Origin of the sequence: Bifidobacterium erythrocebi, assembly GCF_012932675.1 — a bacterium.
In the GTDB taxonomy this organism is placed as follows: Bacteria; Actinomycetota; Actinomycetes; order Actinomycetales; family Bifidobacteriaceae; genus Bifidobacterium; species Bifidobacterium erythrocebi.
The window spans coordinates 1-24,270 of the sequence record NZ_JAAIIF010000013.1; the positions used below are offsets into that span (position 1 = coordinate 1).

At 60.6% G+C, this 24,270-nt stretch carries 18 protein-coding genes; 1 reads left to right on the forward strand and 17 read right to left on the reverse strand.

Features of this window, described 5'->3' with window-relative positions; all coding sequences use genetic code 11:
* Positions 1-586: 586 nt before the first annotated feature.
* From G1C98_RS07095 to G1C98_RS07135, 9 genes are all read right to left on the reverse strand, one after another.
* Positions 587-1,951, reverse strand: coding sequence for a PFL family protein (locus G1C98_RS07095; protein ID WP_070122717.1), 1,365 nt, complete (start codon positions 1,949-1,951; stop codon positions 587-589).
* Positions 1,952-2,008: 57 nt separating this feature from the next.
* Positions 2,009-2,281, reverse strand: a complete 273-nt coding sequence (locus G1C98_RS07100) for an ACT domain-containing protein (RefSeq protein ID WP_003827114.1) — start codon at positions 2,279-2,281, stop codon at positions 2,009-2,011.
* A gap of 372 nt (positions 2,282-2,653) precedes the next feature.
* Positions 2,654-4,567, reverse strand: coding sequence for a glycoside hydrolase family protein (locus tag G1C98_RS07105; RefSeq protein ID WP_169080552.1), 1,914 nt, complete (start codon positions 4,565-4,567; stop codon positions 2,654-2,656).
* Between the two features lie 68 nt (positions 4,568-4,635).
* Positions 4,636-5,724, reverse strand: a complete 1,089-nt coding sequence (locus tag G1C98_RS07110) for a LacI family DNA-binding transcriptional regulator (protein ID WP_169080553.1) — start codon at positions 5,722-5,724, stop codon at positions 4,636-4,638.
* Between the two features lie 35 nt (positions 5,725-5,759).
* Positions 5,760-6,428, reverse strand: coding sequence for a YesL family protein (locus G1C98_RS07115; protein WP_169080554.1), 669 nt, complete (start codon positions 6,426-6,428; stop codon positions 5,760-5,762).
* A 16-nt stretch (positions 6,429-6,444) separates the two neighbouring features.
* Positions 6,445-7,383 carry a carbohydrate ABC transporter permease gene (locus G1C98_RS07120; protein WP_169080555.1) on the reverse strand — a complete coding sequence of 313 codons (939 nt, stop codon included), beginning with the start codon at positions 7,381-7,383 and terminating at the stop codon, positions 6,445-6,447.
* A 12-nt stretch (positions 7,384-7,395) separates the two neighbouring features.
* Entirely contained in the window at positions 7,396-8,361 is a 966-nt protein-coding gene (locus tag G1C98_RS07125; protein ID WP_169080654.1) for an ABC transporter permease, read from the reverse strand.
* A gap of 115 nt (positions 8,362-8,476) precedes the next feature.
* The gene (locus G1C98_RS07130) at positions 8,477-10,087 is read right to left on the reverse strand and encodes a type 2 periplasmic-binding domain-containing protein (RefSeq protein ID WP_169080556.1); all 1,611 of its coding nucleotides are present in this window, start codon (positions 10,085-10,087) and stop codon (positions 8,477-8,479) included.
* 1,076 nt (positions 10,088-11,163) lie between these two features.
* Positions 11,164-12,504: a DHA2 family efflux MFS transporter permease subunit gene (locus tag G1C98_RS07135; protein ID WP_169080557.1), complete on the reverse strand. Its 1,341-nt coding sequence runs from the start codon at positions 12,502-12,504 to the stop codon at positions 11,164-11,166.
* 440 nt (positions 12,505-12,944) lie between these two features.
* On the opposite strand from G1C98_RS07135, the gene G1C98_RS07140 reads away from it, so the two are divergent.
* Positions 12,945-13,970: a YihY/virulence factor BrkB family protein gene (locus G1C98_RS07140; protein ID WP_169080558.1), complete on the forward strand. Its 1,026-nt coding sequence runs from the start codon at positions 12,945-12,947 to the stop codon at positions 13,968-13,970.
* 36 nt (positions 13,971-14,006) lie between these two features.
* Here G1C98_RS07140 and G1C98_RS07145 read toward each other — a convergent pair whose 3' ends face one another.
* The 8 genes from G1C98_RS07145 to G1C98_RS07180 form a co-directional block, all read right to left on the reverse strand.
* Positions 14,007-14,825 carry a DeoR/GlpR family DNA-binding transcription regulator gene (locus G1C98_RS07145; protein ID WP_169080559.1) on the reverse strand — a complete coding sequence of 273 codons (819 nt, stop codon included), beginning with the start codon at positions 14,823-14,825 and terminating at the stop codon, positions 14,007-14,009.
* 101 nt (positions 14,826-14,926) lie between these two features.
* Positions 14,927-16,075, reverse strand: a complete 1,149-nt coding sequence (locus G1C98_RS07150; protein WP_169080560.1) for a quinone-dependent dihydroorotate dehydrogenase — start codon at positions 16,073-16,075, stop codon at positions 14,927-14,929.
* A 51-nt stretch (positions 16,076-16,126) separates the two neighbouring features.
* Positions 16,127-17,413 (reverse strand): NADH:flavin oxidoreductase/NADH oxidase, encoded by a 1,287-nt coding sequence (locus G1C98_RS07155; protein WP_169080561.1) that lies wholly within the window; start codon positions 17,411-17,413, stop codon positions 16,127-16,129.
* A gap of 146 nt (positions 17,414-17,559) precedes the next feature.
* Positions 17,560-19,872, reverse strand: coding sequence for a transglycosylase domain-containing protein (locus G1C98_RS07160; RefSeq protein WP_240944960.1), 2,313 nt, complete (start codon positions 19,870-19,872; stop codon positions 17,560-17,562).
* 214 nt (positions 19,873-20,086) lie between these two features.
* Complete coding sequence (locus tag G1C98_RS07165; RefSeq protein ID WP_169080655.1) at positions 20,087-20,782, reverse strand: Crp/Fnr family transcriptional regulator; 696 nt, start codon at positions 20,780-20,782, stop codon at positions 20,087-20,089.
* Between the two features lie 185 nt (positions 20,783-20,967).
* Positions 20,968-22,149, reverse strand: coding sequence for a lipoate--protein ligase family protein (locus G1C98_RS07170; protein ID WP_169080563.1), 1,182 nt, complete (start codon positions 22,147-22,149; stop codon positions 20,968-20,970).
* Between the two features lie 32 nt (positions 22,150-22,181).
* Positions 22,182-22,976, reverse strand: a complete 795-nt coding sequence (locus G1C98_RS07175; RefSeq protein ID WP_169080564.1) for a TM2 domain-containing protein — start codon at positions 22,974-22,976, stop codon at positions 22,182-22,184.
* Positions 22,977-23,171: 195 nt separating this feature from the next.
* Positions 23,172-24,212, reverse strand: coding sequence for a 3-isopropylmalate dehydrogenase (locus tag G1C98_RS07180; protein ID WP_169080565.1), 1,041 nt, complete (start codon positions 24,210-24,212; stop codon positions 23,172-23,174).
* Positions 24,213-24,270 lie beyond the last annotated feature (58 nt).

Below are 24,270 nucleotides of genomic sequence, written 5' to 3' on the forward strand. Positions count from 1 at the left end.
GGTCGCGCTGCTCGCGCCCCTGACGGGCGGCCTGGCCGTGATGCTGTGCCTGGACGCGGCCCGGCCCGGCCGGCGCCCCAGGGCCGCGGAACGCTGGGAAGGCGAACTCCATCGGATCGCGCGAGCCGCGACCATCCGGCCAGGCAAAACGGAAACAGACGAATAAACCAGCTGCATCAAGAAAATATGCAATCAACAGAAAAGCCCGGAGGCGACAACCTCCGGGCTTTAGAGAGAGAAGAGAGAAGAAGGGGACTCAATTATCGGGAACCTTGCGGTTCGGGGCTTTTTGCAGCTGAGACACAGTTAACCTCCCCAACCTTCAGGAACCACCATGTTTTTCTGCGAGTTTCCTGAGAATCCACGCTCCTTGGCACGCACGGCCGCATGCTCGCAACCACATGCCTGCAGTCGCACGCCTACAGTCACATGCCCGCCACAATCCACATGCCTGGAATCCGCACTCCCCCACCAAGCGCGTATCCCATATCCACATCCACACGCAAACACAAACACAAACACAAACACAAACACAACGGCCCCTCCGCGGAGGGGCCGAAGCAATGCACTCATGCGTGAAGATGCGCTAGTTCTTGAAGGAGTGGATCGGCGCCGGAATGCGGCCGCCACGGGTCACGAAGGCCTCGCAACTGGTCTGGTTCACCGGAATGATCGGCGCATAGCCCATCAGGCCGCCGAAGTTGGCCATCTCGCCCACGCCCTTGCCTTCCACCGGAATCACGCGCACGGCGGTGGTCTTCTGGTTGACCATGCCAATGGCGGCCTCGTCGGCGATGATGCCGGAAATGGTGGATGCGGTGGTGTCGCCGGGGATGGCGATCATGTCAAGACCGACGGAGCATACGCAGGTCATGGCCTCAAGCTTTTCGATCTTCAGGCAGCCGTTGGTGGCCGCATCGATCATGTTCTTGTCTTCGGAAACCGGGATGAACGCGCCGGACAGGCCGCCCACGTAGGAGGACGCCATGATGCCGCCCTTCTTCACCTGGTCGTTGAGCATGGCGAGCGCCGCGGTGGTGCCCGGAGCTCCGACCTGTTCGAGGCCGATCTTCTCCAGCACTTCGCCGACGGAATCACCCACGGCCGGGGTCGGGGCGAGCGAGAGATCGATGATGCCGAACGGTATGCCAAGGCGACGGGAGGCTTCCTGAGCCACCAGCTGGCCGACGCGCGTGATCTTGAACGCAGTGCGCTTGATGGTTTCGCACAGGAACTCGAAGTCCTTGCCCTTGGCCTCGTCCAATGCACGGGAGACCACGCCCGGGCCGGAAACGCCGACGTTGATCACGGCATCGCCTTCGGTCACGCCGTGGAAGCCGCCGGCCATGAACGGATTGTCGTCGGGGGCGTTGCAGAACGCCACGAATTTCACGCAGCCGTAGGAGTCGTTGTCGGCGGTGGCGTGCGCGATGTCCTTGATGATGTGGCCGAGCAGTTCGACGGAGTTCATGTCGATGCCGGTCTTGGTGGAGCCCACGTTCACGGAGGAGCACACGATGTCGGTTTCGGAAAGCGCCTGCGGCAGGGAGCGTATGAGCATCTCCTCGGCCGGGGTCATGGACTTGGACACGAGCGCGGAGTAGCCGCCGATCAGGTCGACGCCGACCTTCTTGGCCGCGCGGTCGAGTGCGTGCGCGATCTTGACGAAATCCTCGGAGCTCTTGCAAGAGCTTGCGCCGACCAGCGAGATCGGGGTGACGGTGATGCGCTTGTTGACGATCGGGATGCCGTAGTCGCGTTCGATGGCCTGGCCGGTGGATACGAGATCCTTGGCATAGGTGGTGATCTTGTTGTAGATGTTCTCGCAGACCTCGTCGACGCTGTCGGCGGCGCAGTCCAGCAGGCTGATGCCCATGGTGATGGTGCGCACGTCGAGCTTCTCCTGCTCGATCATCTTGTTGGTCTCGTGGACCTCCATGATATTCAGCATGGTTCTTCCTTATGGTTGCTCGGATTCGAAGATTCGGTTACTTGCCTGGCGTGCGGCTCAGACGCGGTGCATCTTGGTGAAGATCTCTTCACGCTGGCAGCGGATGCGCACGCCGATCTCCTCGCCGAGCTTGTCGAGATCGTCGACGACGGTGCCGAATTCCTCGTCGGCGTTGGAGTAGTCCACAATCATCATCATGTTGAAGAAACCGTCGATGATGGTCTGCGAAATGTCGAGTACGTTGACCTTGTGCGCGGAAAGATAGGTGCAGACGCGTGCGATGATGCCGACAGTGTCCTGACCGACGACGGTGATGATTGCCTTGTTCATGGAACTCCCTAATCGTTAGGTGCGAATATCCAGTTACCGCCTCGGCGAATTGCCGGACGTGCCCCCAAGTATAGGAAACGCACGCGCCAAAACGCCCTTCTCCCCCGCTTTGCGCATTACATGGTGAGACGCCACACGCGCATGTCAGTGGTCAAACGTTTACCTAGGCCGTCACCGCCCACGGATTCACCCGCGCTGTGTCGCAACACAGCATGACATGCAACATCCGCCGGCAAATTACAACGCAGCGCACATACGTGCCCATATCTCGCACATATCGTGTACATACCCCTGCACATACGGCAGCGGCCCCGCACCCGCCGTGTCACAAGGAACACGCAGGAACGGGGCCGCCGGATACGGCTCTGCGTCTTAGCGCCAAATACCGTTCAATGCACGCGCATCAACCGCATCGATCTTGCCGGACGACGCGATGCGAAGCTCACCGTCGCCATCGGCGCCTTGGAACAGCATGCTTCCTGCCGCCTGACCGCCATTGAGGAACACTTCGACAACATTGCGGTCGAAGAACACCTCCACCTGGCGAACATCGGTGATGCCGCTGTCGAAGTCGACATCCTCCACCGCAGTGCCCTTGGCCACCAGGCGGGTCACGCCATCAGCGCGCTGCAGCAGCAGTTCGGTCGGCCTGCCGTCCTGCGGGTTGACACCCTTCGCCAGCACCATGATGGCATCGGCGTCATCCGCCAGATGCACGTTCGCATAGTATGCGTTGCCGGGAGCCGTAACCACCATATCCCCGCCATCGCCGTGCACGGCAAGACGCTCGCCGAGCAGCTCACGGTACACTTCGCTCACCGGCTTGCTGTACAGTCTGCCGTCACGCACATGCAATTCGCGCGGCAGCGACATCATGCCGTTGGCCAGGCACGGCTGCTCAACACGCATCGCCGGGAAGTCGGTATACCAGCCGAATACGATGCGACGGCCGTTATCGTCGACGAAGCTTTGCGTGGCGTAATATCCGGTGCCGAAATCGCACCAGTCGCTGGCCTTGACATCCAGTTTCGGACCATTATCGGTATTCACCAAGTCGCCGGCATACCAGCGCACCTGCTGGAAACGTCCCTGCTTGTCGCGGTAATGCATCAGCGCGCCCACGGCAACCGTCGTACCGTCGACCTGGAACAGGTCAGGGCATTCGTAGGTGCGAGACAGCTGATGGCCGAAATCGGCGAGCACCGGCCCTTCGTAGCGCCATGTCACGTTACGCTTGAGCGGCTTCTTCGCGGAGAACAACGTCATGGCGGGAACGGTGGCGTTATTCGGCTGGTCGACGCCCGGCTTGCCCTGCGGGGAGTAGGTGAACCAGCCACCGGTATTCTGGGTGCTGATGCCGGGAACCGCACTATCGGCGGCGTCTGCGCCAAATTCCGATACCGGCAGATTGGTGGCGGTTACCATATAGGCACGATCCGGGTCGAGCGCCTCGCCGCCCATGCCGCATTCAACCTTCGGATCACGGAAGTCATAGCCAAAATCGTCATTCGCACGCAGCGCCACCGGCGATTCCACGCGAACATGCACGCCGTCCTCGCACAGGCAGGTGGTCTGGTATTCGGTGACGGAGGATTCGTCGCCGCGGGTTTCCAGATGACGGGTCAGGTACAGGCGGATGGCGCTTGCCTCGTTGCCGGCGACCGGATTGTCATGCTCGTCCACGGTCACGGCCGAACCGGAGAACGCGCCGCCGACGATACGCTCGTCGGTGTGCAGTTCGGGCTGCGGTTCAAGGAAGACCGGCAGATGAGTCCAATGCACCAGATCACGGCTTACCGCGTGTCCCCAATGCATATTGTCCCAGCCGAAACCATACGGGTTGAGCTGGAAGAACAGGTGGTAGCGCCCTTGGAACTGGCACAGGCCGTTCGGATCGTTCATCCAACGTGCGAACGGTTCGAAATGCGCGCCCGAACGCCCGAAACGGTTGTAGATCTGTTCCAGCGTGGGCTGTGCAGGCCAATCGGTGTCGCTTGGATTCATGTTCACGTAGCGAACGCCGTTGTCAAGCAGGTCATCGCATTCGGAAAGGTAGCCGAAGCGTACAACCAGGCCGCTTGCCGCCACGGTGACGGTGGATTTCTGCGGCACCGCAATGGAGAAATGATGCCTGCGTTCGGCGATGGGCATGGTGTGCGCCGCGATTGCGACGCCGTTGCCGTCCGCAACGGTGACGACGGCGTTCCCCTCGCCACAGCGTTCGGCGAACAGATCGAGCTGCCGGTAGCCGCCGGTTTCGATGGAGATGGAATAGGTATTCGACATAGTAGACCCCTCTACACGTGTGAAATGAATATGGAAAATGGATGGAAATACTCAAAGACGCAGTGCCGTCAGGAAACGATCGAATCGCGTTCGATGATGCGGCAACGCAACGGTGTCATCGGACCGTTCTCCGAATGCCTGATCGAATCCTCACTGCGTGCAAGGCTTGCCGTGGCGGCTTCATCGTCGATCATGGCAACCAGCTGCTGCACCGCTTCGAAGCCCATTTCGTAGTGAGGAAGCTCCAAGGTGGTCAACGCGGGCTTGAGCACGTCCGTAATGAGCGGCTGGTTGTCGATGCTGATCACGGAAACGTCGGTGCCGATGCCGACCGACCGCTCTCTGGCCGCCTCGTAGATGAAGGTCGCGCGCACATCGTTGAAGCAGAAGATGCCGTCCGGCTTGATCTCGTCGAACACGCGACCGGCTTCCGAAGCGGCGTTTGTGGCCTCTTCCACGTTGACGACCAACTGCTCGTCGAAGGGGATGCCCGCGTCCGCGAGCGCTCGGCGATACCCGGCGAACCGCTCCCCCTGGGCGATAATGGTGATTGAGGAACCGTAGTAAACGATGCGTTTGCAGCCGGCCTGAATCAGCCGATTGGTGGCATCGTACCCTGCCATTTCGTCGTCGGGGTAAATCGAGGGAATCTTGCGATTCTCGTCTTCGCTGTCGACGACGACCGTGGGACTGCCTTCGAGTTCGGCGGGGATCTCCACAACACGGTGGTACATCATGGCATACAGGAAACCGTCCACGCGGTACTGCCGCAGAGCCGCGATCTCCTGGTTCTCCAGTTCCCGATCGTTTCCCGTGTTGACGGTGAGCAGAATATAGCCGAGTTTGCGCGCTGCCTCCTGCGCTCCCACCAGTACGCGCCCGGCATATGGCGTGGTGGCGATCTCATCGGTGATAAAGCCGAGGGCATACGACCTGCTGGTGCGTAATGTGCGCGCCACGGAGTTCGGCTTGTATCCCATTGATTGGGCCGTTTCGCGCACTCGTTGCGCCACCGCCTTGCTGACGCGATTGCGGTCCTTGTTGTTCATGACCAATGACACGGTGCAAATGGAGACGCCGGCCTCTTTTGCGATGTCTTTGATCGATATCAATGGTTTTGCCTTGTCTGCTTGGCGGCTTTGTGAAGCGGATTCCATTGTATGCCCGCCTTTCTTTGACGACACTCTGCCGTTCAGCTTTTCGCGTATCGAATGCCCGGCTGCTCCCGGTCATGGATGTCCATTCCCGGAATCCGGCCGAACGAGTACACGATCCACGCAGTGCAGAACATCGGTAGCGACATGCCGAACACCATGAGCAGACCCGGCCATTGCGCCCAGGCAAGGATCGCCAGCAGTGCGAGTCCGATCTGCAGCAGAGTGCACAGCGGACGGGCCACGATCATGGTCAGCGTTGTGCGGACGATCCACAGCGGACGTTCGTCGTAGTTCGCGCGCACCACCCAGACCAGCATGGTGAAGGCCAGCAATACCAGTGCCAGCACGAACAGTACGCCGGAAACCGCCACGTCGAACGTTCCGCGTGCATGCCAGTTCATCATGTAGTAGTCGATGGCGAGCACCGCCCAGCATACGGCCAACGGCCAGCCGAAGAGATTCGCCTGCTTGAGCTCGTTTTTCCATGCGCCGTGGAAGATGCCCCATACTTCCTTGGCACGCATCGACCGATCCTCGGCACGCAGCCACGTGCGGAACGTGGTTTGCGCGGCGGCGCAGGATGGGAAGAATCCCAGCACCACGGCACCCAGCAGTGTGTGCACGAGCATGGCGATGTTCACCACGAAGATCGTGAGCAGCAGACGGCAGAACCGTTCATAGGCCACGGAAAAACGAGCGAGCATGGCGAATCCCTTTCAATCAGCCCTTGACGGCGCCGAGCATGACGCCCTTGTTGAAGTACTTCTGCAGGAACGGGTACAGCACCAGCAGAGGCAGGGTGGAGACGATGATGATGCCGAACTTGATCTGGTCGGCCGCCTGCTGTTGGGCCGCGGCGTTGACGTTCGTACCGGTACCTTGCGCCACCAGCAGCAACTGCTGCAAGACCACCTGCAACGGCTGCTTCGAATCGTCGGTGATGTAGATCAAGCCTGTCATGAAGTCGTTCCAGTGGCCGACGAAGTAGTACAGGCCGATGACGGCGAGGATGGCGGAGCTCAACGGCAGCACGATCTTGAAGAAGTAGCCGAAGTAGCTCAGGCCGTCGATCTGCGCCGCGTCATGCAGCTCCTCCGGAATGGAGGTTTCGAAGAAGGAGCGTGCCACGATCACGTTGTACACGGAGACCGCGCCTGGCAGGATGAACACCCACATGGTGTTGTTGATGCCGAGGGCCTTGTACAGCAAGTAGTTCGGGATCAGGCCGCCGCTGATGAACATGGTGACGGTGAACAGGAACATGATGACGCGGCGCGGCTTGAATTCGCGGCGGGACAGTGCGAAGGCGCAGGGGATGGTCACGGCCATGTTGACCGCGGTGCCGACCACCGAGTAGATGATCGTGTTGAGATAGCCCTGCCAGATGCGATGGTCGGTGAACACCTTCGCATAGCCGGCGAAGGTCACGCCCTTGGGCAGCAGTGACACTTCACCGCCGGCCACGGCGTTCGGATTGGAGAACGACGCGATGACCACGAACCACAGCGGGTAGAGCACTGCGACCACGGTGAATACCAGGAGCAGCACGATGACGAAGTCGACCGCCCAGTCGGCTGGGGTCTTCTTCTGCCGTACATGCTTGTTCCAGGGAATATCGTTCGTATTGCGGGCAACGGCCCCGGTTGTTGTTGCAGACATGATTGCTGCCTCCTAGAAAATGCTCGTATCGGAAACGCGCTTGGCGATCGCGTTCGCGGTGATCAGGAAGACGAAGTTGATCAGGGTGTTGAACAGGCCGATAGCGGTCGAATACGAATACTGGCCGTTAAGAATACCGATCTTGTAGGTGTAGGTCGCGATGACCTCGGTGGCCGGCATGTTCAGCGAGTTCTGCATCAGGTAGATCTTGTCGAAGCCCACGTTCAGCACGGAACCCATGTTCATGATGAGCAGGATCGCGCAGGTCGGCATGATGGCCGGCAGGTCGACGTAGCGGATCAGCTGCAGACGACCGGCGCCATCGATCTTCGCGGCCTCGTACAGCGAGGTGTCCACGCCGGCGAGCGCAGCCAGGTAGATGATGGAGTTCCAGCCGACGTGCTGCCAGACTTCGGAGATCCAGTAGACGGCGGTGATGGCGCTGGTGGAGCCCATCAGCGATTCGTCGCCGAAGAAGCGGCCCAGGATGCCGGAGCCCGGGGACAGGAAGATGTTCAGCATCGAGACGATGACCACCACGGAGATGAAGTGCGGCATGTAGGTGACGGTCTGCACGAAGCCCTTGATCTTCTTCGAGCCGATCTGGTTGATGAGCAGGGCCAGAATGATCGGGAAGATGAAGCCCATGACCAGCGTCCACAGGGAGATGCGGATGGTGTTGGTCATGATCTCGCCGAAGAGCGGGTTATGGAAGAATTCGTTGAAATATTTGAGCCCTACGAACTTGCCGCCGGTCAGGCCCTTGGTCGGGTCGAACTCGCGGAAGGCAAGCTGGATGCCCCACATCGGCACGTAGGCGAACAGGCCTACGAAGAACAGGGCGGGAGCGGTGAGGATCCACAACTGCCAGTAGCGGCGGAAGTGATCGGCGATGCGGTCGAACAGACCGGGCTTATTGCGTGCCGCCGCTGCGTTGACGCTTCCGGTCTGTAGCGCGGCGCCTTTCGATGATTGCATTGCAGGCATATCGAAACTCCAATGATTGTTTGGCAAACAAAGGCAGGGTTTGCCGATTGATTCCAAAAAGGGATTAAAAAAAATCGTTCCGCAAACCCTGCCTGATTAACTATGGCTACTTGGTGTACTTGTCGTACCACTTCTGCCAAATCTTGATGTTGGCGTCCAGGCCGAGCGTCGGCTCGCTGACCTTCTTCACGTAGGAATCCCATTCCTTGTCGACGCCGCCCTTCTGGACCCACTTGGCGATCTGGTTGTTCGCGTAGTTGGAGATGGCGGTGTTGTTGTTCTGCAGGGTGTTGGAATCCTCGGTGTCGGGGCGCACGTAGATCGGCACGACGTCCTTGATGCCGTCGACGCGGTTGCGTGCTTCACGTATGGCCAGATCGGATGCGGTGACCTGATCGGCGTTGGTGTCGTTGACCATCTTCACGTCGTCGCGGATCCAGCCGCCGAAACGGTCCTGCAATGCGATGGCGCGGGTATCAGGATATTCGGCGTAGGCTTTAGCCTTGTCGATGGTGTACTGGTGGTCGCCGTCATCGGAGACGATATCCGGAATAGAGCCGAAGAATCCAGCCACGGAAAGCTTCTCGCCGTACATGGCGTTGATCACCTTGTAGATGGCGTCCTGGTTGGCGGCGTTCGGATTGACGGTCAGGCCGGAACCGGAGTAGGCCCAGCGGCAGGCATCCTGGGAGTAATCCCACTTGACCTGGGAGTCAGGGGTGGAGGCGTCCTTCTTCAGCGGCGGCAGGGTGACGTACTGATCGCCAAGCGCGTTGCCGTACTCGGCGTAATTGGACCAGCCGAAGGAGACACCGGTGCGTGCGGTCTTGCCGTCGCTGACGGTCTGTGCGGTGTACTGGGAATCATCGCGGGTGAGCACGTCCTTCGGGATGAGCCCCTGGGCCATCAGCTCGTGCAGGTAGGAGACGACGTCCTTGAGCGCTTCGGAGGTGTAGTAGCTCTTGACCTTGCCGTTGTCCACATAGTAGCCCTGCTCGGAGGCGCCACCGCCCATGAAGGAGGTGACCACGCCTTCGGAGTTCATCAGGGTCAGCGGGCTCCACAGGCCGAAGCCGATGCTGCGGATGTTCATCGGGATCTCATCGGCCTTGCCGTTGCCGTTCGGATCGTCGCTCTTGAAGGCCTTGAGCACGTTCTCGAGCTCGTCCCAGGTGGTCGGCGTCTGGAGGCCCAGTTTGTCCAGCCAGGTCTTGTTGATGAACATGTGGGTGCCGGAGACCTCGTAGCCTTTGCCTCGATCGGAGGGCAGCATGGCGATCTTCGTGCCGTCGGTGACGTACTTTTCGGCGCCCTTGTTGTTCTTGAGGAACTTCTTGACGTTCGGCATCTTATCCAGATGCGGCTTCAGATCCTCGAAGTAGGTGCTGTACTTGGCCGCGTCGACCATGCTGAACAGGCTCAGGCCGATGTCGGGGAATTCGCCGGCGGCCATCTTGGCGCTCTTCTGCTGGTCCCAAGCATTGTCGGCGACTTCCTGCCACTTGATGGTGCAGTCGCAGGCGGCTTCCAGATCCTTGGAGTACTGGGTGTCCTTCATCGGATGGTCCGTCACGTTACGACGAACAAGAATGTTGACGATCGGCTTGCCGTTGGCGTCGGTGGTCGATTCCTTCTTTCCGCCGCAGCCGGCCATCGTGGTGGCCAGGGTTGCGACTGCCGCGATTGCCGCGAGCACGCGAACACTTCTTCGTGCCATGTTGTCCTTCTTCCTTATGGTTCCTTCTTGTTCTTGCCGATGCGATTCGCAACGACGCGAACCGGTTCGATCACTGGCTTTGTGATCTCCCCTTGCAGTGATTTCAATATAGAGCGTTAATCGTTTAATGTCAAAACGTTAAACGATTATTTCAATGGTTAGCGCTCTCATGACCATTCTTCGCGCATGGCATGCAAACGTGGGCATCGGCTTCATCGCACCGCTCACGCCACCCCATGCCCGCAACCTCAATCACGACACGCCGTTAATCGTTTGACGTATGTCATCGGCATGTCATCGCCGGCATTAATGCATAACCATCGGCACACCACATAATTCGGCCATGTGCACCCACCGCATCCCGCAACTGGTGTCCGATTCACTCGAATCGGACACCCAGGCACCCCCTCTTCCCCTCCGCATGACCGATTCGCCCGAATCAGGCAACCGATCGTCTCTCTGTGCCCCCTATATAGCCGATTCACCCGAATCGGACAGCCAGCGCACATACTTCCCTTGTCTTGTCGCGAAACAGCATGAAACCCCGCTATCACATGCAAAACACGACGAAACGACGGCAAACCCGTCGCAATATGACATGAATCATAACGGCCACCTGAAAATTACGACAGAACGAAGCTATATTTGTCGCAAAACAGCATGAAACCCCATCGTCACCTGCAAATCACGACAAAACAAGGCCGGATATGTCGCAAAACAGCATGAAACCTCGCTATCACATGCAAAACACGACGAAACGACGGCAAACCCGTCGCAAAATGACATGAACCACGGCGATCACCTGAAAATAACGACAGAACAGAGCCGGATCTGTCGCGAAATGACCTGAGTTGCGGCGATTGCGTGCGATATGCGACAAACAAATACAACCCCGGCGTACGGCCACGGCACACAACGACAAATAACGACGCAAGACGGCATACAAAAAGCGCCGGGCACGTATGTACACGCACCCGACGCCACAAAAGTTGCGATCTCACACGATCACGGCCTTACGCGGTTCCAAGCCTCACGCCGTCACAATCGCATTCCACCGCCTCAGTGCAAAAGCAACCTCACTGCTGCTTGCGATCCTCCTTCAGGAAGAAGGAGAATATGAATACGATCACGACCAGAACCAGGCCGAACACATAGCCGTACCGGGAACCGGCAACGAAGCTCTGCGCCTCGCTCGCCCCGGACCCCATGCCCAGCAGGCAGGTGGCCACGGCGGTGCCGATGGCGCCGCACACCTGCTGCATGGTGTTGAGAATCGTGGAACCGTCGGCGGCGAGCTCGCGCGGCAGACCCTTCAATGCCGCGGACTGCGCGGACTGCTGCATCAGCGGAATGCCGATCATGAACACCACGTGCGCCAGCACGAAGAACGCAGGAGCGGTGGTGACGCCGATAACCAGGAACAGCACGGAGCCGATGATGGCCACCACGGCGCCGGCACGCACCAGCGGGCGTGCACCGACCTTGTCGTACATGCGGCCGGTGGCGAACGAGCAGATGGCGTTGATCACGCCGCCCGCAAGCATCAGCATGCCGGCGACGGACGAGTTAAGCCCCAGGCCACGTTGCAGTTCCTGCGGGGCAAGATACATGATCGCCAACGTGCAGGCGAAGGAGCAGGTGACCATCAGCGCCGGGGTACGGAAGGATGCGATGCCCAACGCACGCAGATCCAGCACCGGATTGTCGATGTGCAGCTGGCGGTACGCGTAGAACGCGACGACCACGATGCCGACGACCAGCAGCACGACCACCAGCGCGGAGAAGCCCATATCGGCCACCAGGCTCACGCCGGCAACCAGGCAGCCGAAACCGATCACCGATGCGACGACGGATAGGATGTCGACCTTCGGGCGGGTCGTTTCGATCGGGGTGACGAAGAAGGCCACGGTGCACACAATGGCAACGAGCGCCACAACGGCGAACAGCACGAAGATCGCACGCCAGGAGAACGCGCCGATCAGAATGCCGGACAGGGTCGGGCCGATCACCGGCGCGAACATGATCACCAGACCGGCCACACCGTTGGCGGCACCGATCATAAACGGCGGGAACACGCGCATGATCGCGGCATACATGGTCGGCAGCACAATGCCGGTGCCGATGCCCTGGATGATTCGACCGGCCAGCACCAGTGCGAATACCGGAGCGCATGCGGACAGCGCGGAGCCGACTGCGAAGCAGACCAATGCGAACAGCACCAGCGTCTTGGCCTTGATCCACTTGAGCAGGAATCCGACGCACGGCAGCACCACGCCGATGGCGAGCATGTAGCCGACAACCATCCACTGCGCGGTGCCGGTGGTGATGCCGAACGCATCGCACAGGTCGGGCAGGGCGATGTTCATGGACGTTTCGGACAGCATGCCCAGGAACGCGCCGATATACAGGCCAAGCATCACCTTATGCGGATGCTTGAATTGGGGTTGATCATGATTCGATGGAGCGTGTTGCGTTGCTGCGCTTTGTGACACGGTTTCCCTTCGTCTTTCTTTTCGTCTTGTTCGTTCGTCTTATCTCAATGGTTCTTTCGCCCGAGCCGTCCAGTCACCGCATTGCGCATCTGCATGTGGTTGCATGCCGGCATGCAAAAGCCCGGATCGCCATATGCGGATCCGGGCCTCACTGCCTGTTCTCGGGGCAAAGAAAAACCGCACGGCACACACCTCGTATATCGGCTATGCCATGCGGTTTTGGAAAACAGTGGTCAACCTATCACGAATACACATTCCTCGTAAGCCAGCCGGGCGTGTCGTACCTATCGGTGATCCACGGATCACAAACCGCAAGACTCGTGCCGCACCCGGCGCGGCGGCGAAAAGTCATTTACAGTGGAGTCATGAGAAGCATCATCATGCGGGCATTGACGCTGATCGACCACGCGTTCGTGTTCTGGAACAATTCGTTTCCCGGAAGCGTCATCAATCGTTTCGCCAGGCGCAACGGCGGAACATTGTCCAACGGCATGGCCTACAACCTGCTGTTCGCGTTCTTCTCCGGCATCTGGACGGTATTCGCCGTCGTCACGCTGTTCTTCACCAAGAACACCACGATGCTCGATTGGTTCATCTCCACTCTTGAACGCACTATTCCAGGGCTGAGCATCACCGATTCGATGGTGGATGGAATCTCATCGACCATGACCTGGACCGGTGTACTGACGTTCTGTATCTTCATATGGAAGGTGCTGTGCTGTCTTGATGCGTGGCGCAACGCCGCCTGGACGATGATGGATCGTCCCAAGCCTTTCTTCGACCCGATCCAGATACGATTCTTCGATGCCGTTGCCTTCATTCTGGTGGCGCTGATGTTCGTCGTCTCCAGTATCGCCGGCGTAATTTCGGGCGGCATTGTACGCCGCATCGTCAATCTGCTTCACGATCTCGCCATGCTGCCGGAATCCAACACCACGCTTGCGAATTCGATGCTGCTTGATCTTTCCGGCTTTCTCATCGGCCTGGTGCTCAATATTCTGCTTATGGCGCTGATGTTCTGTTTCGTGGCCCGCATCCGGTGCGACAAGCGTCTTACCGTATTCGTCTGTCTGATCGGCGGCCTGGTGATTTCCATACTTCAGCTGCTGGGAAGCCGCCTGCTGGGAGGTGCGACGTCGAACCCTCTGCTGGCCCCGTTCAGCGTGTTCATCGGCGTGCTGATCTGGTTCAGCTTCATCGCGCAGATTCTGATGTATTGCGCTTCGTTCATCGGCCAGGCGCAGGCCGTGCTCGATGAGCGCATCGAGGCGCAGGCCGCGGAGAAGTCCATTGAAACGGCCATGGATTCAGCTGACGTGCCAAGCGGTACAAGCGACACAAACGCTACAGGCGACACAGACGTTTCGCATGATCCGCACGAATCGCGGTAATCCACGCGAACGCCTCACGAACGTATCGCGAACACCTTACTTGCGCTTGCCGGTCGTCTCCTCGGCTTCCGGTTCGATCTGCTTGGCCAATACCAGTTCGTTCACCAGTTCGCGCGTCTTCGCGGCGGTGTCGGCGTCGAGTCCGTCGTCGGTGATCACCGTATCCACCTGCTCGAATCTGGCGAACAGCGACAGCGACGTGCAGCTCCACTTCGTGTGGTCGGTCAGGATGATCGTGCGGTCGGCGATGTCCATCATCGCCATGTCGGTGGCGGCTTCGAGGGAGTTCGGCATGAGGAAGCCCCTGGGGATCGAGACGGAATGCGTGCCCAGGAACACGGTGTTCACGCGCAGCGAAGCGATCACCTTGTCGGCGATCGGGCCGACCAGCGAGTTGGAGCGGGTGGTCACACCGCCCGTGACAATGACTTCGACGTCCTTCGACTCGAGCGCCTGCACCAGTTCCGCGACGGGAATCGAGTTGGTGAGGATGGTGATGCCGCTGGCCTGCTGGCTTTCCAGCAGGTGCTGGGCGAATACATATGCCGTGGTGCCGCCGCCGATAGCGATCACGTCGCCGGGCGACACGTAGTTCACGGCTTCCTGCGCGATGGCGTCCTTGAGACTGATGTCCATCTGCGATTTGACGGAGAACAACGGCTCGCTCAACAGCGTGCTGGTGGTGACGGCACCGCCATGCACGCGCTTGAGCAAGCCCTTGTCCGCCAGCTCCGCAATGTCGCGTCTGATGGTCATTGCGGAAACGCCAAGCTCCTTGCTCAGCGCCGTTATACGAACGGCTCCGCGGGTACGCAGTCGGCTGAGAATCAGATGTTGGCGTTGTGACGAAATCATGTGCACATTATCGCACGCAATACACCATTAATCAAAACAGCTTGTGCGTTTTCATATCGCAATATGTGCAGTTTTTCGTCCGAATATGATTCCGAATGCGATTACAGGTCGGCGCCCACGGCATCGGCCACATGCTCGAAGCCATCGCGCTTCAGCAGCTGCGCAAGACCGCGCTTGAGCACGGTGATCTGCTGCGGGCCGCGGTACATGAGCGAGGAGATGAACATCACCAGATCGGCGCCGGCGCGGATCTTTGCATACGCCTGCTCCGGCGTGAACACGCCGCCGATGCCCGCGATTGCGAAACGATCGCCGTACGTGCGGCGCACTTGGGCCACCAGCGCCTCGGAGGCACGCGTGCACGGGCCGCCGGACAGGCCGCCCTCCCAGTCGCGCGGAATGTCCAGCCCGGTGCGGTCCTTCTGTAGATTCGCCAGCGACACGCCCTGCACGTTGTGCTCGGCAAGCACGTCAAGCAGCTCATGCAGCTCGCCCCACGACTTGTTCAGCGGCAGCTTCACCAGTGTGGGCTGCGGGCGGTCGATGCCATCGAGCGCGGTGAACAGCTTGTCGAGGTTCTCGGGGCTTTCGGTGAACGGTTCGCCTGCGGTGGTGTTCGGGCAGGAGACGTTCACCTCCACCATCGCGGTACGGCCGGCCGCACGGCGCATGGAGATGCAGTAATCCTCGATGCCCTCGTCCAGATCACCGACCTTGTCGTCGTTGGTACGGGCGATCGAGACGGAGACCTGCATGTTCCGCGCGTTCGTCCAGGCCTTCTCGGCACGGTCGATCACCTTGTCGGAACCGATGTTGGCCAAGCCCACATGGACCATCATCGAATCGTATTCGGGTAGGCGGTGGAACCACGGCTTCGGGTTGCCCGGGCACGGGCGGGACGTGGTGGATCCCACCGTCTCGAAGCCGAATCCGGCATTGTCCAGCAGCACCGGCATATCGCAGTTCTTGTCAAGGCCGGCGGACAGGCCGAACGGGTTGGCGAAGTTCACGCCCATGACCTCGGTCTCCAGCACCGGATCGGTGTAGTCGAGCATTTCGCGGCATGCCCACATCAGCGGCGGCACGCGCTTGGTGACCTTGCAGAACGTGATCATGCGGTCGTGCGCCTCGTCCGGCGGCACATTGAACACGAAATTCGGCTTGATGATGTGCTTATAGCCGAACGTGAACAGGTCCGTGGTGGCCTTGTTCACGGCATCATGCCAGAAACTCTCGGAAACGTAGCTCATAATCGTCCTTTCGCAACGCAACGGCACACGTCAGTGTACGCCATCAATCAATCAGTAGGCTCCACGCACATACTGCATCGGGTATGGGGCCTTGTCCTTCGGCAGTCCGAGCTTGTGCGCGGCGCGCAGCGGCCAGTACGGATCGCGCAATGCGGCACGGCCGATCTCCACGGCATCCGCCTCGCCCTTTTCCAGAATATGCTCGGCCTGCTTGGGCTTGGTGATCAGGCCCACCGCGGTGACGGGCACGTCGGCGCGGGCGCGCACCTGCTGGGCGAAGGGCACCTGGTACTTCGGCTTGACCGGCACGGACACGCCGGAGACGATGCCGCCGGTGGAAACGTCCACCAGGTCCACGTCATGCTCCTTGAGCACCTTGGCCAGTCTCACCGTCTGATCGAGGTCCCAGCCGCCGGCGGCCCAATCGGTCGCGGAGACGCGCACCAGCAGCGGCACGCTCTGCGGAATCAGGCTGCGTACCGCGTCCACGGTCTCCACCAGGAAGCGCGTGCGTCCCTCGAAGTCGCCGCCGTATTCATCCTCGCGCACATTGCTCAGCGGATCGAGGAACTGCGACATCAGGTATCCGTGCGCGGCGTGAAGCTCGATCACCTGGAATCCGGCCTCCACAGCACGGCGGGCCGCCGCCGCGAACGCCCAGGTGATGCCGTGGATCTCGTCGATGCTCAGCGCGCGGGGCTTGGCGTACCTGCCGTATGCGATCGCGCTCGGCGCAACCGTGGGCCAGCCGCCGTCCTCGGCGGGCACGGTGTTGGCGATATAGCCGAGCCCGGAGCAGCCGGTCGACCCCTTGCGCCCGGCATGGTTGAGCTGAATGGCGGCCGTGGCGCCGGCATCCTTGATGCCTTCCGCGATCCAACGCCAGGATTCGATCTGGCTGTCGTCCCACAGGCCGGTGTCGTACGGCGAGATGCGCCCCTCCGGGCATACCGCGGTCGCCTCGGCGATGACCATGCCGAAGCCGCCCAATGCGCGCGATACGTAATGCTGGTAGTGGAACTGCGTCGGGCGTCCGTCGCGTTCGAATACGGAGTACATGTCCATCGGCGGCAGCCATACGCGGTTGCGGATGGTCATGCCGCGCAGCACCATCGGCTCGAACAGCGCCGGGCGATCGCCGTGCTTGGCCTTCTTCTTGGATTTCTTGCCGTCGCCGGAGTTCTTGGCTTTGCCTTTGACCTTGCCTTTGCCGTTGGTCTTGTCCTTGCCGGCATCGTTGCCGGATTTCGGCGAAGCGCTCGGTGCGTTGTCTGCCGGTTCCTTGTGAAGATTCGTGCTGTCAAAACCACGGAAATCGAAATCCAATTCCTCTGCCATGCGCCCTCCTTGCCATGTGCGGTGGTCCGCACCCATTCTAGCGTATGGCCCACATACGGGTTTCGCCCGTCACGCATGTGCATGGCGGGCGAAATCGTATGGCAGACACCGTGGCACCTTACCGGAGCGGACGTAAGGCTTGCGGCCTAGTTCGTGGTATTGGTGTTCGTTCCGGTGTTGTTGGTGGTGCCTGTGTTGTTGGCGGCATCGTTATTGGTCGTCGTACCGTTGGCGGTCGTGCCATTGGTGGTGCCGATCGTGGTACCGGTGGTGCTCCTGTTGGTCGTGGTGGAGCCCGACGACACGCTGGTGCCGGTCTTCGACCCGGTTCCCGTCATGTACTTGTCATCGGCATTGCCGTAGTTGTTGTCGATGGGGATCTTCGCGGTATCCAGGTACGTCTGCATGAACTTCTTCCATGCCGGTTCCGCGATGTACATGCCGTACCAGGTCGGGCGGGTCACGCCGTTGATCGTCTTGTAGTTGAACGATTGCGGGCTTTCCGCGTTGCCCACGCCCACGAATGCGGCGACCTGCGGCACGAAGCCGGCCGTCAGCATGTACGTGTCCTCGTTGGTACCGGTCTTGGCGAAGGTCTTGCGGTTGTTGGCCAGCTGTGCGTCCACCGCGTTGCCGCCCGGCGTGGTCACGCCCTGGTTGATCGCGTATGCGGCGGTCTGGGCGATCTTCGGGTCGATGGCCTGATGGCAGTTCGCGGACGGCACCTTGTAGGACTTGCCGCGCTGGTTGGTCATCTTGGTGATGGCGATCGGGGTGCATTCCACACCGTTCGCCGCGATGGTGGCATACACGTTCGCCATGGTCAGCGGGGATGCCTGCACGGCGCCGATGGTCATAGGAGCCTGGAAGGAGTTGGAATCGTACACATCCTCCTTGCCCTGGATGGAGTTGTGGTAGCCCATGGACTTGGCCGCGTCCGCGATGGAACACAGGCCGATCTGCTGGGCCATTGCGCCTTGGGTGGTGTTGTGGGACATGACCAGACCCTGCAGAGGGCTTTCGTTCGCCACGGTGCCGCCACCGGAGTTCTGCACGGACCAGGATCCCGAGAATCCATAGCCGTTGCAGCTGAAGCTGGCGATGTTGTAGACCGTGGAGGTCCGCAGCACCTGGTTGATCGGCTTGCCGTTCTGCATCCATGCGACCAGGTTGATCGGCTTCCACGTCGAACCCACCTGGAAGCCCCAGCCGCCGCCGTCGGCCTCGTCGACGGCATAGTTCACTGCGGTACGGGTGGAATCCGTCTGGGCACGGTCAGTGGCGTCGTAGATGCGGTTCAGACCGAATCCGAGCACCTCGCCGGTTCCCGGTTTGATGGCGGCTATGGCCACCTCGAAGCCGGAGGGATCATCGGGCGGAATGGTCTCGCGGGCCGCGTTCATGGCGGCGGAGTTCGCGTGCACGTCCATCGTGGTGACGATGCGCAGGCCGCCCTCCTTCAAGAGTTTGTTGCGCTCGGCCTCCGTCGCGCCGAATTCCTTGTTCTTCAGGATCTGACGAGTCACGTAATCGCAGAAGAACGCGGCGTCGCCGGCCACCTGGCAGCCGGAGTCGACGGTCTGGATATTCAGCATGTCCTTGAGCGGAACGCTTTGAGCGTCATCATGCTGCTTCTGGGTGATATACCCCTCCTGCAGCATCAGATCGAGCACGATGTCGCGCTGCTTCTGCGATTCCTTCAGGTTGCCTTCCTCGGAGGGGTCATAGCGCGCGGGGTTCTTCGTGATGGCCGCGATGGTGGCCGCCTGGCCGATGGTCAGCTTCGCGGCGGTGGTGTTGAAATAGCGCTTCGCGGCGCTTTCCACACCATACAGGTTGTGGTTTCCGAACTGTGCGATGTTCAGATACCCCTGCAGGATCTCGTATTTGGTGTACTTCTTCTCCATCTGCACGGCGATGAGCATCTCGCGCACCTTACGCGCGATGGTCTGCTCGGAGGCATGGTACTGGGCGATGGAGTCGCCGCTTTCGCGGGCCTGCATGGACAGCACGTTCTTCACGTACTGCTGGGTGAGCGAGGAGCCGCCCTGCATGCTGCCCTTCTTCACGAAGGTCTGCACGAAGGCGCGCATCACGCCCTGCACGTCGACGCCATGGTGCTGGAAGAATCGACGATCCTCTCGGGCGACCACGGCCTGACGCATCGGTTTGGAAATCTTCTTCAGCGGGACGACGGTACGGTTATCGGCATAGAATTCAGCAATCTTCGTCGTGCCGTCGGAAGCGTACATCACGGACTTCTGCGGCAGGGACGTCACATCAAAATCAACGCCTTCGACTTTCAGGGAAGGCACCACGGCTTTGGTCGCCTGGTTCGCCAGAAATACACCAGGGGCGAACATCGCGGCCATAACTACACCGCCGCCCAGGCACAGCATTACATAGGTCAGCAGCAATGAGAGCACGCGACGAAGTGTCAGGGAGTCTTTTTTCGGCATGGTGCCCATACTATAGGGGCGACTGTACCGCTCCGCCACGCGTACGCACGAAGATGGGACGTCTTGGCGGAACATGCACGCAACTTACATATTTACGGCATAACAGCGGTATTCCAACCTTCAGCGCGCATTCAGCAGACACTCCGCCTTCTGTAGGGTTGCCTTATGGTTCGCCCGCGCACAGTGCGGACGACGCTACCTGCGCCGCATCTGCCTACCTGCGCGAGCGCCTGATGAGCATGCCGGGCTGGTAGATCACGATGGACCGTCCGTCGCGTGCGATCCAGCCACGGTTCGCGAAATCCATCAGCGCCTTGTTCACCGTTTCGCGACTCGAACCAACCAGCTGCGCCAGCTCTTCCTGCGTCAGGTCGTGCGGCACCTTCAGACCGGCCTCCATCGGCTCGCCGAAACGGGAGGCGAGATTGATCAGCGTCTTGGCCAGGCGGGCCGGAACGTCCATGAACACCAGATCGGAGATGCGCTCGTTGTTCTCACGCATCCTGCCTGCCATCACCTGCAGCATGTCCACCGCGACCTTGGGATGCTCATCGAGCCAGTGAAACAGCACCTCGCGTTCCAGCCACACCACATGGGTCCCGTCGTGCATGGCGAGCGCCGACGCGGTGCGTGGGCCGCCTTTCGGGTCGAATACCGGGATCTCGCCGAGCACTTCGCCTGATGCGTGGATGGACAGCAATTGCACGCGATGGTCGGCCGATTCCCTGATCAGTTTGACGCGACCGGATTCCAGAAGGTACATACGATGATCCGTCGCCCCCTGACGGAAGATCACGTCACCCTTGTTGTACGTCCCCTGATTGAGATGCTCGATCAGTTCCCCGGCCTCTTCCGGAGACACCTGCCTGAACAGAGCGGTGTGAAACAGAATGTTCTCCTGCTCCGGCATTGCGTTCGGCTTATCCGACACTTTGCGCCCTTTCCTCAAACCGCCTATGGTCGGCGATTGCACGCCCGTTCGTCATATTCTAACGCGAGCATGGCCATGCCATCCCCGGCGCCTTCCACCCGCAGCCACAATATTCGCGGCGCGCCCGCGCCCGTGATCCGCAGCCCACGCCCGGCATCGCACGCCTATCGCGCGAACGAGCGAAGCGATTCCATCAGATATTCGACAAGCGCATCCCGGCTCATGCCCGTCTGCCGTTTCAGCGGGTCTACGCGTTTGACCGCCGACCGTACGGCCTTGTCCCGCATCTTCTCGCGCGAGGTGTTCAGCACGCTTTCCATCGCCTCCGCGTCGATGTCGTAGGCGAGGGTCACGTGGTGGAGCACCGCCCCGTGCGCGGTCTCGACGCCCCGGGGGGTCGGGAACCTGCGTTGCGCCGCGCCGCCGATCTTGCCGTATTGCGAGGCGATGTCGTTCAGACCGGAGAACCGGGCGTCGAGTCCCAGTCCGCGCAGCGCATGGACGAGCCAGTAGTCGCAGAGCTGGTATGAACGCGCGATATCGATGCCGCCGACGAATTCCAATGGCGCGTACAGCGAGTAGGTGATGGTGTTGCCGGGTTCGATGAACATGGCTCCGCCGCCCGTGCAGCGGCGTACGACCTGCATTCCCCGTGCCCGCGCCACGTCCTCGTGCACTTCGTCGCGTATGGATTGGAAACGCCCCACCACCACGCATGGCGACGCCCACTGCCAGAAGCGGACGGTCGGCTTGCGTTCCCCGGCCGCCACCTCGCGGGCCCACTGCACATCGGTATCCATTTGTGCTTCCGGGTCGCGCGGAATATCAAGCACTATGTTCGGGCTCAGATCGTGCCAGCGGCGCAGCCACTCCCCTGTTTCATCGCGGTTCAGGCCTTGCGATTCGCCGCCTGCGTGCCGGCTTTGCGTCTGGATCTTCGCTGCGCGGCCTTTGCCCTCGTTCCTGTCAGGTTCGTTGCTTTCGTCGTTTTCGCCGCGCTCACTGCATTCAGGCGCGATCGCGCGAACGAATGCCGTGGCAATGGCGTCCGACCCGGCTCCCAGAATGCGGATCCCCGGACGCATGCCCAACACCTCGGCCAACGATTGTTCCACAGTGTGTTTCACGGCTTCCCTGTGAGCAGCGGACATAGCTGCGGGTACGGCAGCCTGATCCAACTGCGCATCCAGCCGTCGTTCCATACCCCTGATGACGGCCTGCGCCTCGGCGTCATCGCCATCGATGAAGAAATCGCCGTCGATACGGCAATGCGGCCGGCCGTCGGCACCGTATTCCACGCAGACCCCGGCGAGTTTGCCGCCGGGGGTTTTGTATTCGCCTCGCATGGCTTTCAGCCTAGCAAGCCCACGCGCGGCGTTTAATCCGTGAGCTCAATTCCCTTGGCATCCCTATGCCAGTTCGACCCGTATGTGGAGCACAGGATGAGGATGCCCTCGACCAATCCCCAGATTCCCGCCACGACCGGCCCCAGGCCGAACAGCAGCCAGCCGATCAACGACAGCAGCAGCTGGGCGATCGCCTTGCCGGTGAATCCCAGGTAGAAATTGTGCACGCCGAGCGCACCGAGGAAGATGCCGAACAGTCCTGCCGCCAGCTTGGATTTCTGCTGACCGCCATATGCGGGCTGCGGTGTGGTCTGGTAGTTGGGCATCTGGCGGTATGCCTGCTGATCGTAGCCGGTTTGCTGCTGCCCATACTGCCCGTACTGCTGGGTGTACGGCTGGCCGTATTGCGGCTGCGTCTGATTGTATTGGGATTGCGTCTGGCCGTAAGCCGGCTGCGTCCGGTCATATTGAGGCTGCTGCTGACCGTACTGGGGCATCTGCGCGTACTGCGACTGCGGTGCGTACTGGGGAGTCTGGGAATATGCGGGCTGGCCGTACTGTGCGGATGGCGAAGCCTGACCGTAGTCCGGCTGCATGGATTGCGGTGGCACAGGCTGTGGCTGTGCGGATTGCGACTGTGCAGGCTGGGACTGTATGGGCTGCCGGTACGGCTGGTCGTACCGCTGATTCTGCATGTACTGCTGCGCGGTCGGCGACGGCATGGATGAATCGGATTGCGAAGATTGCACAGATTGCGAAGCCTGGGGAACATCGGTGTTGCCCGTATCGAAAGGAATCTGGCCGTTGGGATCAGTGAAATCACTCATGCCCCGAATATAGCATTCTCGCATCCTCCCTGGGCGAACCATTCATTGAGAACACGACCGAAACGCCAAGACGCACAGCCTTGTGCACAGCCATTCGAAAACCCGAGCACAACCGCACCAATACCAAAAGGCCTGCGGCAACGCACGGCATGCGTTCGCCACAGGCCTTTTGTATCGGCAGATCACCTACGCAGGTCACATACGCGCAAGAATGTCGCGACCGACCTCGTCGGTGGAGCGGGTGGTGGAGCCGAGCTCTTCGATGTCGGCCTCCACGGCGGTATGGATCTTCTTGGCGGCATCGTCGAAGCCGAGATGCTCAAGCAGCATGGCCGCGGACAGGATGGCTGCGGTCGGGTTGGCCTTGTTCTGGCCGGCGATGTCCGGGGCGGAACCGTGGATCGGCTCGAACATGGACGGGTATTCGTCGGAGGCGTTGATGCAGCCGGATGCGGAGTATCCGACGCCACCGACCACGGCACCGGCCTCGTCGGTGATGATGTCGCCGAACAGGTTGTCGGTCAGGATCACGTCGAAGCGGGACGGGTTGGACACCAGGAAGATGGTGGTCGCGTCGATGTGCAGATAGTCGTGGGTGACCTCCGGGTATTCCTCGGCCACCTTGTCGACGATGCGCTGCCACATGTCGCCGGCGTTGATGAGCACGTTCTTCTTGTGCACCAGGGTCACGTGCTTCCTGCGCTTCATGGCCAACTGGAAGGCGTAACGCACCACGCGCTCCACACCGTAGGCGGTGTTGATGGACACTTCGGTGGCCACCTCGTTCGGGGTGCCACGGCGGACGGCGCCGCCGGCACCGCAGTACAGACCTTCGGTGCCCTCACGCACGACCACGAAGTCGATGTCGCCCGGGTTGGCGAGCGGCGAGGTGACGCCCTTGTACAGCTTGGACGGACGCAGGTTCACGTACTGGTCCAGGTCGAAGCGGAGCTTGAGCAGCAGGCCGCGCTCCAGAATGCCGGCCTTGATGCGCGGATCACCGACGGCACCCAGCAGGATGGCGTCGGTCTTCTTGATGCGCTCCTCTTCGTCTTCGGGCAGGATCGCACCGTCGCGCAGATAGCGCTCGGCACCGAGATCGAACTTCTCGTATTCGAATTCGGCCACGCCTTCAGCGGCCTTCTCAAGCGCCTTCTGCGCCCACGGGGTGACTTCCTTGCCAATGCCATCGCCGGGGATGACGGCGATCTTATACTTCTTTGCTGTTTCGCTCATGCCATAGAACGTTACACACGCCGTTGCCGCCGCTCATGAAGCAGTTCACTGCGTGGAC